Source organism: Clostridium intestinale DSM 6191 (assembly GCF_900130055.1).
GTDB classification, from domain to species: domain Bacteria; phylum Bacillota; class Clostridia; order Clostridiales; family Clostridiaceae; genus Clostridium_T; species Clostridium_T intestinale.
In genome coordinates this window covers 28,998-45,013 of sequence record NZ_FQXU01000007.1, presented here as the reverse complement: position 1 = coordinate 45,013, position 16,016 = coordinate 28,998, and the positions used below count along the sequence as shown (strand labels likewise).

The following is a 16,016-nucleotide window of genomic DNA, read 5'->3' as shown; positions in this document are numbered from 1 at the left end:
AGAAAAACCATAAAGTAGAAAAACCATAAAGTAGAAAAACCATAAAGTAGAAAAACCATAAAGTAGAAAAACCATAAAGTAGAAAAGCTGTAGAGAAGTAGAGAAGTAGAGAAGGAAATTCATAGTGAAGTGGAGAAGAAAATATGTACACAATTATTCTGTAGAAGCGTTCCTCAGCTTTAATCTAATCTTTTTAACTGCTGATTTGTAGCAGGCTTTGAATATATTTACAAAATTTGATTAAGTTAGTAAGATTATAATTAATTAAGCACCTTACTATTGTAGAAGCTTCTTCTCAAGCTTCATCAAGTCATTTCATGAACTATAAAGGTTTGGATTTAGATTAAGTAGATAGATATAGGAAAGAGATAATTAGGAGTAAGGATAATATACAGGAAAGTATTTTAATGATATGGGTGATAGAATGAAAGATTTTAAAGCATTGATGAATACAAGTGAATATGATTTTTTGAGAGATAATGAAAGGCTTGGTAAAAGAATTATTCTTCTTGGATTAGGTGGAAGTTATGCTTATGGAACAAATAATGAGGGTAGTGATATTGATTTTAGAGGGATTACGTTGAATATGCCATCTGATCTTATAGGATTAACATCATTTGAACAGTATGAAGATGCTAAAACAGACACAGTAATTTATTCATTTAATAAGATAGTGAAGTTATTGCTTGAGTGTAATCCTAATACTTGTGAAATACTTGGACTAGATGAGGATCAGTATTTAATAAAGACTAAATTAGGACAAGAACTTCTTGATAATAGAAATATATTTCTTTCAAAAAGAGCAGTAAAATCCTTTGGTGGATATGCTGGTGCTCAACTTAGACGTCTTCAAAATGCTATAGCTAGAGATTCTATGCCACAAACTGAAAAGGAGAAACATATTCTTAACTCAGTTAAAAATGCATTAGAAGACTTTCAAAGGAGATATACAAGTTTTGATAGAGGTAGCATACGTCTTTATATAGATAAGGCTGAAAATTCTGAGTTTGATACAGAGATTTTTGTAGATGCAGATTACAGGCATTTACCACTACGTGATTATGAAAATATGTGGTCAATCATGCATAATGTTGTGAGAGATTATGACAAAATAGGTAAACGCAATGCTAAAAAGGACGATAATCATTTGAATAAGCATGCTATGCATCTAATTCGTTTGTTTATGATGGCTTTTGATATATTAGAAAAAGGTGAGATTAATACAAATAGAAGAAATGATTTAGAATTACTTATGAAGATAAGAAATGGAGGATTTCAAAAAGAGGATAAAACTTTTGATGGAGAATTCTATGATATACTTGCAGATTATGAGGCAAGGCTTAAGAAATCAGCTAAAGAGAGTATTCTACCTGACAATCCTGATATGAAAAAGGTTGAAGAATTTGTTGAGTGTATTAATAGAAAAGTAGTTGAGGAGAATTTTTGATGAGAGATATTAAAAAAGAAATAGAACAAAAGTTATTAGAAATTGAAAAGAAAGAGAATGTGAAAATCCTACATGCAGTAGAATCAGGAAGTCGTGCATGGGGATTCGCTTCGCCAGATAGCGATTATGATGTTCGATTTATCTATGTAAGAAGGAAAGAGGATTATCTAAGGCTTAATGAATCAAAAGATGTTATAGAATGGCAGCTAGATGAAGTTTTGGATATTAACGGATGGGATTTAAAAAAAGCTTTGATACAGTTTCGTAAAGGAAATGCTACATTATTTGAATGGAGCAACTCACCTATTGTATACAAAACAACAGAACAATGGAAGAAAATATACGAGGAAGTAAGAGAGTACTTTTCTGTTAAAGCAGCTGCATATCATTATTATGGTACAGCTAATAATACTTATAAGAAGTATTTACAAGAAGAGCTTATAAAATATAAAAAATATTTCTATGCATTAAGACCAGTTCTTGCGGGAAAGTATATACAGGAATTTAAAGATCCACCGCCAGTATTATTTGATGATCTTATGAAATTGGATATGCCAATAGAACTTCGTAATGGAATTATAGAGTTACTTGAAATTAAAAAGAATAGCGATGAAAAGGCAAAAGGCACTCAAATTCCAGTTATCCAGGAGTTTATTGAGACTGAAATAGTTAATCAAAAAGCTTATGTAGATAGCATAACAGATGACAGAAATGCTGAATGGCAAAAGCTAAATGATATTTTTATGAAGACTTTATGGTAGATTAATTTACTAAACAAATAAAATAGAGAAAATTGACATCGCTGATTAGGTTTTTATAATAGGTAAATTGCATAGTAAGGAAATAACTTAGAACTGCTAGTACCCTAAAAGGATAATAGTAGTTCTTTTTACTGTTCAGTTTATGGGCAGTTACAAGAGAACTTTGAGTAAATTAACTATTTATGATAATATTAGTAAAGACGTAATTTTAAAGTAAATGGGGGAAATCATGAAAAAATTTGTATTAGTTTTATTTTTTTTATTATTTAGCGTGGCAAGTCCTGTTTTTGCCTATGAACATGTAGAGAATAATGTGGATTTACTCTCTAACGAAACAATAGTAGAAATAGAAAATCAAAGTAAATTAACTGAACTTAATACCTCAGTTAAAGTTAAGTATGTGCTATCAGAAAATTTAAGTGAAAAAGCTTATGAGAAAGCACTTAAAGATCAAATTAAAAATATGGACACAGATAAATATATTATTGTTAATTTAGTTAAAAATTCCAGTACACTAGACTTTTATATTGAGTATAGTGATTTAGTTAAGAAAAAAACAGATGAGTTTGATATGGGATTTGTTATAGATGATGCTAGAGAAGATATTTTAAACCTTGGATTAAATATAGGTATTTTAAATACAGCAAAATCTATAGATAGAAAATTAAACCTTTATTCTGAAGAGTTAATGTCAGCTAAAGATATATCACAATCACCACTAAAATTACTACCGAAAATGATAAAGGCTTTTGGAGTTATTATATTTATAATAGGCTATATATTTAGGAAAGCTAGTAAGATTAAAAAAGCTAAATTTAAAATTAGTTTTAAAAGCAAAAAGGGTAATGAAAATAATACCTATGAAAGATATATAAATGAAACGTCGGCAGAAGACTATATAAACAAGTCTTAAAAGTAGAAAACAATTAATAGAAACTGGAGGAGCATTAAATTGAATCAAATTAGAGTATGTGAAGCATGTAGATCGAAAATTCCAATGGAAGCAAAAATATGCCCTAATTGTGGACATAAAAAAAATTCTATTTCACCTTTAAGAACTTGGGGTACTATATTCATAATGGTAATGTTAGTAGCACTGGGTTTATATAAAGTCCAAAATAAAAGTCAGGAATATAGAGATTTTAGTTTACCAATAGAAGCAGTTTCCTTTAGCGAAAGCCAAACAATCCAAAAAGCAGAAGGGGTAAATCCCATAAAAGGTGGCACCTATGAAATAGGAAAAGGAGTTCAAGCTGGAGAATATATAATTATAAATAGTGACAATAGTTATCCAGGATTCTTTGAACTTAAAAAAACTAATTCAGATAAATTTGAAGATATAATAGGGAATGGATCAGTATATAATTATTCAATGATAACCGTTAGTGAGGGACAAGTTTTAGAACTGAACAATGTAGACATGTATCCTTTTAATAGTGTAGCTTTCTCAGAACCTACTGATGGTATTTATAAACCAGGAATGTATAAGGTAGGGGCTAACATTAAAGCAGGAAGCTATAAAATAATTCCATCTGATATTAACAGTAACTATAAAATAGTAAAAGACAGTACTTATAGCCGAGACAACATCTTAGAAACTGACTATATTGATAAAGCTACTTATATAAACTTAAAAGACAATCAGTATATAATCATTGAAGATGCGGTTATAAGTAGTAAATTATAAACCACTATTCGGTAGACGCGATTCTCAGCGTCAGTCTAATCCTTTTAAGCGCTATTCGGTAGACACGCACAACTGATCTGTAGAAGTTCGAAGAACTTCATCAAATCATTTGTTGAATAAAAGGAATGAAAAGAAGCCTCTACAGTACATAAGTGCAACTTCATGAAAGCATCTTAGCTGTATAAAGAGGCAAGAGTGATTTAAAATAGATAAGATAAAACTATTTTAAAATTAAACTGCATATAGATATATAGATAACTATATATAGTGTTTATGCAGGTTAGAGGGAATTAGTAGAGTATTTAGATTTATTTTTGAGAGGAAATTATGGGGAAGTTTAAGGAGAGATATATAGAAAAAAGAAATCAAGAATTTAATGAAAACAAAATAGATTTTGATGTAAAGAAGGTTCTGTATCAAATACTTGAGAGCAAGAATGAAATAACATATAAAGAGTTGGAAGAGTTTGGATTATATATTTCAGCTTTTTAAAGGACTTACTATTAAAAGTAAGTCCTTGATGCGTCTGCGTATCTTGTTATGAATTACATGTTATTCAAAAAATAAATAAGAGTAAAATTTCGCCCGCTTTACTATATAATTTTCATAAGTTTTAAAAATAAATATCAGAAAATTCAACATTGGTAATCTCTACAAGACGGTTATCAAGCAGTTCTACCATAGGTTTGTCGGAAACCTTTTCTACTAATTTATCGGAAGGAAGAAGGATGGTGAAGGTACTGCCTTTTCCTAATTTACTTTTAAGCGATATACTTCCTCCTAAAGCTTCTACAAACCTTTTTACAAGGGATAAACCGATTCCTGCACCCTCTGCATATCTTGATATAGAACTATCAACTTGTCCAAATTTTTCGAAAATTAAATCTATCTTTTCCTCAGGAATTCCAATTCCTCTATCCCTAACTTCAATGCATATACTACCTCTTAAAGAACGCATCTTCACAGTAATTATTTTTTCTTTTGCTGAAAACTTAATAGCATTAGAGATAAGATTTAATAGTATTCTCTCATATTTCTCATCATCAATCCCAACTATTTTTTTAACAATTGAAGATATAAATGTTACAGAAACACCTTTTTCTAAAGCATAGGTATTAACAGATTCAGTAATGGATTTAGTAAGGTGTACGATGTCTATATTTTTCTTGTTTATTTTAATATTACCAGAATTGGCACGAGTAATATCAAGAAGGTTATTAACAAGCCTCATTTGTCTTAAGACATTTTGTTTTATCATTTTTACATAGTTTTTGGCTCTATCTGATAATTCATCTTTACAGATAGAGTTTATAGCCTGAATAGCCGAGTTAATAACGTTCAAAGGAGTCCTAAACTCATGGGATATGATTGATAAGAACTCATCTTTCATTTCTAATGATACTTTGAGTGCTTCTAATTTCTCCCTCTCTTTTTTTAAAAGTAATTCTTGTTGTTCTTTAATAATACATTCCTTCCTAATGTCTTCTGTGATATCACGACTACGCACAATACTTAAACGAACATTCTGGTCTAAACTGTAAACAGGCCTACCTGAAATATTTATGTATCTAATAGTATCTCCTTGTACCATTTTTGCCTTGTAGTCATTTATGATATGCCCTTTTTTTATCAACGCAAAAGGCCTTTCTTCTGGTGGGATTTCCGTATCATCAAAGTAGAAAAACCTTGTGTATGAATATCCATCTCCATATTTTTTCAAGGTTTCACGAGGAAAGTAATCTCTTGCAGATTTATTAAGTGTATAAAGTTTTCCTTCAGTATCATAAATGAAAATTGCATCATTAATATTTTCAATTACTGCTTCAAGCTCGTCCTTTTGTTTTTGAATCTCTTTTCTATGAATAACTCTTTCAGTTACCTCACAAACATTACAAACAATGTATTTTACTCTTCCGTCTTCAAATAATGGAGTTATGGTGGAGTCCCAATATGTTACACCTCTTTTATATTTATCATACATAAATTCTTTTAAGATTTTAGCTTTTCCATTTGCAATTATATCTTGCCATAAATTCTCAGCAGAGCTGCCTTTAAATCCTATAACAATATCATATATTAACCTACCAAACGCATTTTCTTGCCTATCATATGGAGCCTCACGAAAATCAAGATATGTTTGATTAGCTTTTAGCAGAGTAAGGTCTGGCACACTATAAACAGCCATTCCGTTTAAATTATCTGAGAGCATTTGGGAAAGATAGCTAGATTCATCTTTAAATATTGACTTTATCTTTTCTTTAAAAATGTATATTTTTTTATCTATTTCTTTTATTACTTCAATATAAATAAATTTAACTTCAAGACTTCTTGTAAATAAAAAATAATCTGCAGTTCCATCGATATTTTCAATTTCAACATTAGGACCAATTCTTAAAAATTTAAATACATCTGTAATATTTTTATTTAATAATTCATTTGTTGAGTATTCAGTTAAACTAACAAAAAGTTGGCTGGTTTTAATAACAGTATCGTCACTAACAATCAAGAAAGATTGTTCATTCAGGTTATATAAGTAATCTTCATTATGCATAAGTACCCCCAAGTGCTAACTTCTTATGATTATTGCTAAAGTTGTACATAAGTTATATTTTAGCATATGGTTCCATAATTTTCTACTAAATAGACTATTTAGGGGATGTTTTAATGTGTTGTACTTGAAAATTCTAACATATAAAACAATTCTAATAGATATATATAAGCAATCAAAAATTTAATGAAGATAAAAATAAAATAGATTTTGATGTAAAGAAGATAGATCATTGCTTTAAAAATGCCTTTAAATAATTACAAAGAAATGGAACACTGATACAAAATGTTCTATAATTGTTTTAAAGGAGAGTTTTATATGTTATTAATAAATAGGATGGAAAATGCAAGTCTAACAAGGATTGAAAAAGATATTGCTCAATATATTATTGATCATAAAGAAGAGATAGAAAAATTATCAACACGTGCTATTGCAAAAGGGACATATACATCGTCGTCTGCTGTTATTAGACTAGCACATAAACTAGGTTTTGAGGGATATAATGATTTAAAAAACCGATATCTTGAGGAACAAGCTTATTTAAATTCTAATTTTCAAAATATAGATGCCAATATTCCATTTAGCCAAGATAATAATATAATGAGTGTTGCAGGTTCAATTAAAGAAGTTATGATTGAATCTGCAAATGACACATTATCACTTATTAAGCGTGATTCATTACAACAATGTATAGAAATATTACATAATTCAAAACATATTTATGTTTTTGGCTTTGGTGCATATGTACCTATTGCTACAGCATTTCAAATGAAAATGTCACGTATTAAAAAACATGTTATTGTTCAAAGTTTTGTAGGGGAAGAGCAATACCAAGCTGATATGTTAGATCAAGATGATTGTGCGATTATTATTTCTTATTCAGGAGAAAATTCCAATTTAATTAATGTTGCTTCTCTACTTAAAGAAATGAATATCCCTATCATTGTTATAACAAGCATAGGAGAAAATACTTTAAGTTTATATGCAGGATGTTTACTCTATATGTCAACTCGTGAAAAGCTTTTTTCAAAAATTGCGAATTATACGGCAGAATATTCAGTTAGCTTAATACTAGATATTCTCTATTCGTGCTATTTTAGATTAAATTATCAAAAGAATTTAGATTATAAAATTAAACATTCTAAAAAAGTAGAAAGTACACATTTTTCGTCCAATGAAATTATTAAGGAGTAAAGGAGAACTACAATGATATACAGTGAAGTATTAGAAAAAGCGAGAACATGTATAGGAGATTATTGTAAAGCTTGTTATGAATGTAACGGAAGAGTTTGTAAAAACCAAATGCCAGGACCTGGCGCTAAAGGAATTGGGGACGTTGCAATAAGAAACTATGATAAATGGAAAGGAATAAGGATTAATATGGATACCTTAGTAGAAAATAAAGCAGTTGATACTAGTGTTCAATTATTTAATCAAAAATTTAAATTTCCATTTTTTGCTGGACCAGTAGGAGCGGTAAACCTTCATTACGGTGATAAATATAATGATATGTCATATAATAATATTCTTGTTTCTTCTTGTGCAAAACATGGTATATTAGCATTTACTGGTGATGGTATAAATCCAGAAGTTATAAAAGCTGCAACTGAAGCAATTAAGAAAGAAAATGGTCTAGGTATCCCAACTATTAAACCTTGGAACTATGAAACTATTTTAGAAAAACTTAAATATGCCAAAGAATCAAATGCTATAGCTGTAGCTATGGATATTGATGCAGCAGGGTTACCTTTTTTGAAAAACATGACACCTCCTGCAGGAAGTAAATCTGTAGAGGAATTAAAACAAATAATTGAAGCCTGTGATAAACCATTTATTGTTAAAGGAATCATGACTGCTCAAGGAGCATTAAAAGCTAAACAAACTGGTGCAAGCGCCATTGTTGTATCTAATCATGGGGGAAGAGTTTTAGATCAATGTTTATCAACAGCTGAAGTGTTAAAAGATATTGTTGATACCGTAGGTCATGATATAAAAATATTAGTTGATGGTGGTATTCGTAGTGGGGGAGATGTCTTTAAGGCACTTGCTATGGGTGCAGATGGTGTTATAATAGCTAGGCCATTTGTAACAGCTCTATATGGTGGAGAAGAAGAAGGTATTCAAACATATATTAATAAAATTGGACAAGAACTAGAGGAAACAATGGCAATGTGCGGTGCGTATAGTCTAGATGAAATTACTAGTGAGATGATTTCAATTCCTTGGTAAAAGAAGAACATTAAGTTCTTCTTTTTTGGTGTGCGCCAGGAATGAGCGTAATCTAATGGGTGAAAGTTGAGAGTGCTAAGCACATAGCCAAGAGCAAGGGACTCCTCGGCCACGAGGAATTTGAAAGAAGTTGGATTAGAATTAATATTTACTCAAATTATGAAATAATCTGCTATCAACTAAACGAATTGATAGCAGATTATTTGTTTCTACTAAGCTCCCAAAATTATTTACTTAATTTTGTATCTAACAAATTCGACTATTATACCTTCTACTTTTAGTTATTAGCAGGAAAATCAGTAGAAAAGGCAAGTTCTTTTTGTTCTTCAAGTTCTTTAAGACGATTTGAAAGTGATTGATGTATCGTATTATAAGCTCCACTACCAAGAGCAATTCTTATTGGTGCTGGCTTTTGGTCGGCACTGTCAATCATGATTTTGACCATTCTAGCAGGATAACCAATAGGAACTATCGATGTATCTTCAAAACCACGTCTTGCATTATGTGCTTGAGAAATCGAGTAGGCCTCTAACCTTTCACCCAATACTATACTATGATGTGTAAAATTCGTACGTGCTCCGCTTGGCTCCACTATTGTAAGACTGATGTTAAAAGGAGCGATTTCCTGTCGTACCGCTTCGCAGAATCCTTCAATTCCCCATTTGGATGCGTGGTAGAGTGATCCTCCGGAGAATGCAGTTTGGCCAGCTGATGATGAGAGCTGAATGATATGCCCTCCTCCTTGAGCACGTAAATGTGGCAAGGAAGCTCTAATCAAATGGATAGATCCAAGAAGATTGGTGTTAATCTGATGGGTAATTTGGTCAATAGTTAATTCTTCCGCTGCACCAATAAGGCCATAACCAGCGTTGCTTACAATAACATCAATTTTTCCAAGTTCCTTGAAAGCTTGGTTGACAACCTCATAAATTGCTTTGGTGTCTGTAACGTCAAGATGGGCTACTTGAAGAAGAGCACCGTATTTTTCTTTGAGATCATCTACCGAATTTATATCGCGCACAGTACCTACAACTTTATCGCCCCTCTCAAGAAGTTGTTCAGCCATATGTCGTCCAAATCCACTGTTAATGCCAGTTATAAACCAAGTTCTTTGTTCCATTTCTCTATACCTCTTTCTTATTAAAATTTAGTAGTTTAGACATCAAGTTCGACTAACCATATTATCACATGAAAAATAAAAACATAATATAACGATAATGCTTAAAACTTGCCTAATTCTGCAAAGTATTAATTCAATGAATTAATGAAAAAATAAATTGATTTTTGATATAATATTTACTATAGTTTTAAGAGCTATTATCATTGAGTAAGAGAAATGAAACAATATGTTGAAATTATTAACAAATGGTTTAAGAATAGAGGCTGGGTGAGAAATAAATGCTAGAACAAGAAGAAAAATTAAATAATGAAGTATTATTTGAGGAAAGCAACTTTACTAAGCAGAAGGCATTGCATACTATGATTGAAATGACAGATAGGATAACTCAAGCTGATGGAAATACCCAAACAATAATACCATTTTTTTCGGTTACCAGACACAGCCATGAAATTCCTATAACTCCTGGAGTTATGAATCCTGCATTTAGTATTATTCTTCAAGGAAGAAAGGAGTTTCATTTCGGAGATGAGACTATACATTTTAATACAGGTGATTTCGCAGCGTCTATTATTGAGATGCCTGTATCCGTACAAGTGATAGGAGCATCAAAAGAGTTGCCCTGTATTAGTCTACGTATTGATTTTACTACAAGTGAAATTGCTTCTGTAATGCTAGATGCTCAAATTGAATTTAGCATAAAAAATAAGAATCTTTATTTAGGCGCATTTGTAGGGAAATCAGATGAGGAACTTTTAGATTTATTTATTAGACTTTTGAAGCTAATAGATAGGCCTAAAGATATTTATTTTCTATCGGAGCTTATTAAGCGAGAAATGATTTATCATCTGTTGACTGGAGAGCATGGGTACTTGTTTTTTCAACAGGTTCTAACTGAACAGCAGGCAGATGGAATAGGGAAAGTGATAGAATGGATCAAGCAAAATTATAAAAGTTCTTTTACGGTGGAAGAGCTAGCAAAATCAAATAATATGAGTGTATCAGGGCTACACCATAAGTTCAAAGCTGTAACTGCCATTGGTCCATTACAATATCAGAAAGAGCTGCGACTTCATGAAGCAAGACGACTTATGCTTAGTGATTCTATGGATGTTACTACTGCAGCCATGGAAGTTGGTTATGAAAGCTCATCTCAATTTACTAGGGAATATAAGAGGTTATTCGGACAGCCGCCACTCAAAGATATAAGAGCTTTGAGAAAAAGTTTTGAAAATGGTGAATTTCAAAGTGGTATATAATGGATTTAGTGTATCGAAATAGATTGTAGGGAGGGAGATTAAGATTTTAAAGTTTGAAAATGGAAACATGTCAGAGGTATTTTATGACGGAAATAATATTTATAGAAATTTAAAGCCCTATAGTAAAACCATTCATAAATTATTAAGACATTTAGAAAATAAGAAGATTAACTTTGTACCACGCTTTTTAGGAATAGACTATGAAAAAAATCAAGAGATTTTAACATTTATGGAAGGTAATATTGTTGAGAATTATCCAGATATAGATGCTCTTGAATACAAGATGAAAAACATTAAATTAATAGCAAATATGCTCAAGGAATACCATGATGCAACAGTAGACTTTCATTATGGTGAAGAAGATGAATGGTTTTTAGAGTACAAAGGAGGTTTAGATAAAGAAGTAATCTGCCATAATGATATCGCATCATATAATATTACATTTTCAAATAATGCTCCAGTAGGAATTATAGATTTTGATACAGCGTGTCCTGCTCCAAGAATATGGGATATAGCCTACGCTGTTTATAGATTCGTACCATTAAGTAAAAAAGTATATGTTCCTTATAAAAATGACTATAGAGATTATAAGAGAGCATGTGATAGTGAGGAACGAAAAGTTTTAATTAAAAAGTTTGCAGATTCATATGGAGATTATGAAGTTAAAGATATTTTAGAAAATGTGATTTTAAGATTAGAATCATTAGTAGAATTATTTAATAGCGAATGCCAAAAAGGAAATATGGAGTTCATTAAAATGAAAAATGAAGGTCATCAAGAGTTTTATATTGAAGAAATTAAGTTTATAAAACAAAATATGAATGATTGGATAGAATAATTCTATTAAAAACATATCTACTTTAGGTAGAGATAGATAGAAAGTGTGATTAAAAGTTAAACTTTTAGTTGCACTTTTTTCTTTTTTTAAATCATCAACTCAAAGTATAATCTATCTATAGCCAAATAAATGGCGTGTATGCTATGTTGTACTCATGGTTGATACATTAATTCCATTTTTAGTGGAAGTTATTTGTAATTTTACAAAGGGAGGTGGCGTGTTATCGTATACACATAGGGAACAAGCAGAAGACAAAATGAAAGGAGGACAATATGAATAATCTAAATACAAGGCAGATTGAGTTTATTAATTTATTACTTAATGAAAAAGATTATAGAACAATTAAGTGGTATTCAGAGATGTTATCTGTTTCTGATAAGACATTAAAAAAAGACCTAATGGTAATAGAAGATTACCTAAATAAATTCAATATAAGGCTAAATAGAAAGCATAGTTTAGGTGTGATGATAGAAGATGTTTGGAATGCTAAGTTAATTATTCAAAATAATCTCCACATTCAAGAAGATAAGGATCCTAAAATATCAGTTAATGATAGAAGAATAGATATCATTAAGACTATGCTTATGGATTCTCATAATAAAACTTCGATTCAAAAACTTTCAGATAAGTATTATGTAAGTAAAACCAGTATAATAAATGATTTGAAATATATAGAAGAGTGGTTATTTTCATTTGATTTAGCTCTTGAAAAAACTGTTGAGGGTACCCAAGTTATTGGTGATGAGATGAATATACGTAGGGCTATAGCATCTTTTTTGTTCGAATATTCTAAGGCTGGAAGAAATGATAGAACTATTGAGGAGTTAGTTACTCGCCTAGATGGGGTTACATTAAATGGGCTTTCAGAGTTATTTGAGAATGAAAAAATAATATATGTTAATAGACTGCTACTGGATTTGGAGAAAAAGTATAGTTGTATAATTGATGATCCTTATTATATCAACTTACTTACTCATATGTTGATTTCTATGGAAAGAGGAGCGAAGGGTAAGTCTAAATTCTCAAAGGATAAGGTTCAAAATCTTAAGTATAAAAAAGAATATGAAGAGGCTACTTTATGTATAAGCAAAATAAATAAGGATTTTAATATGAATCTTGATGAAGCTGAGGTTTATTACCTATATAAGTATTTTGTCTCCTTTGGATTAATAAAGGAGGAAATAAGTGAGGATTATAAGGATTTAGACAAGTTTAGCTCTATTACTATAAGTTTTAGAGATATGGTTACAGAAAGTTTAGAGAAAATACTTAATGTAAATATAAGACAAGACACAAAAATAATGGAGAAGCTTCTGCTTCATATAAGGGCAATGTTAAATAGAATCGAATATGACATCCAAATTTCTAATCCCCTTATTAAAGATATTAAGACGCAGTATCCTCTACTTTTAAATGTATGCAAGGCTTCTTCTATGATGGCTTCCTTTAAATTAAAGCAGAAGGAAATTCCTATAGATGAGATTGGTTATTTAGCTTTGTATTATCAGCTGGGGCTTGAGAATCATCATATAAAGAAAAAAGTGTTGATTGTTTGCCATAGTGGATATGGTACATCAAAGCTATTAAGTACAAAACTTAAAAGGTATTTCCCAGACTTTGAGATTGTTGAGAGTATATCTTCTGAGAGGATTAAGAGTCAAAATATCCAAAACATAGACCTTATTATAACCACAGTACCTCTAGATTTAAAAGATAAACCTTGTTTACTTGTATCAGCATTCTTAAGTGAAAAAGATATAAAAAATATATCTGATTTCCTTAGTAATATTAAAGAAGTTAAGGGAGAGATATCTACAAAAACTCCTTATATAGGCAGCTATCTGTGTGAGGATTTTATATATTTTAATAAGTCAGAGAAGGAGGTTACAAGTAGTATCAAAAGAAGTTTAAAGAGAGCTGTTAAATTTAATGAGATAGATATAAGTGATAATCTAAAAATTTATATAAGTTTTTGTGAAAAGGAAGATAAATTAGCTCTTTGTATAAATGATATTGATAAAGATAAAAAACAGTTAGCTTTTTATATACTTATGGACAGTGTAAAGGTTATGACTGAAATAATAAAAGAAGCCGTTAATTTCAATATTAATGATGATTATGGGAGTTATTTAAGAAAGTGCATAAAGAAAAAAGATGCAGTCAAGTTTTTCAAATTAAATGGTAAAGGTGAGATGAAAATGGAAGTAGATTTATCTAAAGTAATACGTAAAGAAACAATAAAACTAGATATGAAAGCAGCTACTAAGGATGAGGCATTAAAAGAATTAACTGATCTATTATATGAAACAGATGTAATTTCTGATAAAAAAGCTTTCTTGGATGATGTATATTACAGAGAAACTTTAGGGTCAACAGGTATAGGGAATGGTATTGCGATACCTCATGGAAAATCCCAGTTTGTAAGTAGGACTTCAATAGCTTTTGGGAAAACAAAAAACGACTTAGTTTGGGAGACTTTAGATGATAAGCCTGTTAATTTTGTTATTCTTTTTGCTGTAACGGAAGAAGATAAGACAAGCACTCATGTAAGGCTTCTCTCAAAGGTTGCTACAAAACTCGGTGATGATGAAGCTTGTGAAGCACTACTTAAGGCTAATACTCCAGAAGAGGTATATGAAATATTCACAAAGCAAGAGGAAGTAATTTAAAGTTTAAATATAAGAAAGGGGAAATGTATATGAAAATAGTTGGAATTGCAGCTTGTACATCAGGAATAGCTCACACTTATATAGCAAAAGAAAAACTCATACGTGCTGCTAAGGCTTTAGGTCATGAAGTTCATATTGAAACTCAAGGAACAATTGGAACAGAGGATGAACTTACACCTAAAGACATAAGAGAGGCAGATATAGTAATAATTGCAGCAGATATTAAAGTAGGAGGGAGGGAAAGGTTTAAGGGCAAAAAAGTTATTGATGTTTCAACAGAAATCGTAATTAAATCTCCAAAAGCGCTTCTTAATAAAATTGAAAAAGATTTAGGTCTCTAATTAATAATTTTAAAAAGGGGAGAACAATTTATGTTAAAGAAATTACAATTGAAAAAACATGCTATGACAGGTATATCATACATGCTACCACTAGTTGTTGCATCTGGTTTATTAATAGCTATTGGAAACTTGGCTGGAGGAAATCCTTCATTAATTACTGATTATAAGAGTTCTTATAATGTATGGCAGGCAGCGGTATCTTTAGGTGTTTTTGGTATGGGTTTGTTGCCAGCAGTAATGGGTGCAGCTATTGCATATTCTATAGCAGATAGACCAGGTATTGCTCCAGGACTTTTAATGGGTATGATAGCAAATGCAATGGGAGCTGGTTTCCTTGGAGGTATGCTTGGAGGATATCTTGCTGGTTATTTTGTAAACTTTTTAAAGGAAAAGTTAATTGTTCCTAGATGGGCTCAAGGTTTATTACCTATGATGATCATTCCGCTATTATCTTCTATTGTTATAGGATTAATTATGTTTTTTGTCATAGGAAGACCAATAGCTGCAGCATCAGCTTCATTAACAAACATGCTTAATAATATGCAGGGAGGATCAAAAGCTGTGTTTGGCGCAATTATGGGAGCTATGGCGGCCTTTGATTTTGGAGGACCTGTTAATAAAGTGGCATCACTTTTTGCAGATGGGCTTTTACTTCAAGGGGTTTATGGTCCAGAAGCTATTAAAATATGTGCATCCATGATTCCACCTTTTGGAGTTACCTTATCTTGGCTTATAAGAAGATCAAGATACACTAAAGGGGAATCAGATAATATAAAAATAGCCTTTCCAATGGGTATATGTATGATTACAGAAGGTGTTATACCAATAGCAGCTGTTGATCCACTTAGAGTAATATTCTCTTGTTCTTTTGGGGCAGCTATTGGTGGAATGCTAATAATGCTTTTAAATGTAGGTTCACCAGTGCCTTCAGGTGGAATGTTTATTGTGCCAGCTATGCAAAATCCTTTAGGCTTTTTAATTGCATTAACAGTAGGATCTGTAGTAACTGCATTATTACTTGTTGTTCTTAAAAAGGATGCAAAGGAAGATTTGATTCTAGATGAAGAGGAAGAAGAGGTAGATTTATCTGGAATAGAGATAAAATAATTAAATCAAAAGG

The 16,016-nt window shown here is 30.9% G+C and carries 14 protein-coding genes; 12 read left to right on the top strand and 2 right to left on the bottom strand.

Translation table 11 applies throughout. The annotated features are described in order from the left end of the window. Positions 1 to 412: 412 nt before the first annotated feature. The 5 genes from BUA92_RS11150 (at position 413) to BUA92_RS23285 (ending at position 4,387) form a co-directional block, all read left to right on the top strand. Entirely contained in the window at positions 413 to 1,447 is a 1,035-nt protein-coding gene (locus tag BUA92_RS11150) for a nucleotidyltransferase domain-containing protein (RefSeq protein ID WP_242950145.1), read from the top strand. Next, entirely contained in the window at positions 1,447 to 2,208 is a 762-nt protein-coding gene (locus tag BUA92_RS11145) for a nucleotidyltransferase domain-containing protein (protein ID WP_073019552.1), read from the top strand. Before BUA92_RS11150 ends, BUA92_RS11145 begins: the two co-directional genes overlap by 1 nt. Before the next feature lie 229 nt (positions 2,209 to 2,437). Further along, on the top strand, positions 2,438 to 3,121 hold the full coding sequence (locus tag BUA92_RS11140) for a hypothetical protein (RefSeq protein ID WP_073019550.1): 684 nt from the start codon (positions 2,438 to 2,440) through the stop codon (positions 3,119 to 3,121). Between the two features lie 39 nt (positions 3,122 to 3,160). Next, positions 3,161 to 3,895 (top strand): hypothetical protein, encoded by a 735-nt coding sequence (locus BUA92_RS11135; protein WP_073019548.1) that lies wholly within the window; start codon positions 3,161 to 3,163, stop codon positions 3,893 to 3,895. A 327-nt stretch (positions 3,896 to 4,222) separates the two neighbouring features. Beyond that, positions 4,223 to 4,387, top strand: a complete 165-nt coding sequence (locus BUA92_RS23285) for a hypothetical protein (RefSeq protein WP_175550896.1) — start codon at positions 4,223 to 4,225, stop codon at positions 4,385 to 4,387. 121 nt (positions 4,388 to 4,508) lie between these two features. Here BUA92_RS23285 and BUA92_RS11130 read toward each other — a convergent pair whose 3' ends face one another. Continuing rightward, positions 4,509 to 6,446: a PAS domain-containing sensor histidine kinase gene (locus BUA92_RS11130; RefSeq protein WP_083553492.1), complete on the bottom strand. Its 1,938-nt coding sequence runs from the start codon at positions 6,444 to 6,446 to the stop codon at positions 4,509 to 4,511. Between the two features lie 315 nt (positions 6,447 to 6,761). Here BUA92_RS11130 and BUA92_RS11125 point away from each other — a divergent pair, with 315 nt between their 5' ends. Next, entirely contained in the window at positions 6,762 to 7,637 is an 876-nt protein-coding gene (locus tag BUA92_RS11125; protein ID WP_073019546.1) for a MurR/RpiR family transcriptional regulator, read from the top strand. A gap of 12 nt (positions 7,638 to 7,649) precedes the next feature. Continuing rightward, positions 7,650 to 8,672, top strand: coding sequence for an alpha-hydroxy-acid oxidizing protein (locus BUA92_RS11120; RefSeq protein WP_073019544.1), 1,023 nt, complete (start codon positions 7,650 to 7,652; stop codon positions 8,670 to 8,672). Between the two features lie 277 nt (positions 8,673 to 8,949). On the opposite strand, the gene BUA92_RS11115 is transcribed toward BUA92_RS11120, so the two are convergent. Then, entirely contained in the window at positions 8,950 to 9,792 is an 843-nt protein-coding gene (locus BUA92_RS11115) for an SDR family oxidoreductase (protein WP_073019542.1), read from the bottom strand. Positions 9,793 to 10,070: 278 nt separating this feature from the next. Here BUA92_RS11115 and BUA92_RS11110 point away from each other — a divergent pair, with 278 nt between their 5' ends. The 5 genes from BUA92_RS11110 (at position 10,071) to BUA92_RS11090 (ending at position 16,003) form a co-directional block, all read left to right on the top strand. Then, the gene (locus BUA92_RS11110; RefSeq protein ID WP_073019541.1) at positions 10,071 to 11,048 is read left to right on the top strand and encodes an AraC family transcriptional regulator; all 978 of its coding nucleotides are present in this window, start codon (positions 10,071 to 10,073) and stop codon (positions 11,046 to 11,048) included. 67 nt (positions 11,049 to 11,115) lie between these two features. Beyond that, positions 11,116 to 11,886, top strand: coding sequence for an aminoglycoside phosphotransferase family protein (locus BUA92_RS11105; protein ID WP_073019539.1), 771 nt, complete (start codon positions 11,116 to 11,118; stop codon positions 11,884 to 11,886). Positions 11,887 to 12,158: 272 nt separating this feature from the next. Continuing rightward, positions 12,159 to 14,555 carry a BglG family transcription antiterminator gene (locus BUA92_RS11100; protein WP_073019537.1) on the top strand — a complete coding sequence of 799 codons (2,397 nt, stop codon included), beginning with the start codon at positions 12,159 to 12,161 and terminating at the stop codon, positions 14,553 to 14,555. 29 nt (positions 14,556 to 14,584) lie between these two features. Beyond that, on the top strand, positions 14,585 to 14,896 hold the full coding sequence (locus BUA92_RS11095) for a PTS fructose transporter subunit IIB (protein ID WP_021801553.1): 312 nt from the start codon (positions 14,585 to 14,587) through the stop codon (positions 14,894 to 14,896). A 30-nt stretch (positions 14,897 to 14,926) separates the two neighbouring features. After that, positions 14,927 to 16,003, top strand: coding sequence for a PTS fructose transporter subunit IIC (locus tag BUA92_RS11090; RefSeq protein ID WP_073019535.1), 1,077 nt, complete (start codon positions 14,927 to 14,929; stop codon positions 16,001 to 16,003). Positions 16,004 to 16,016 lie beyond the last annotated feature (13 nt).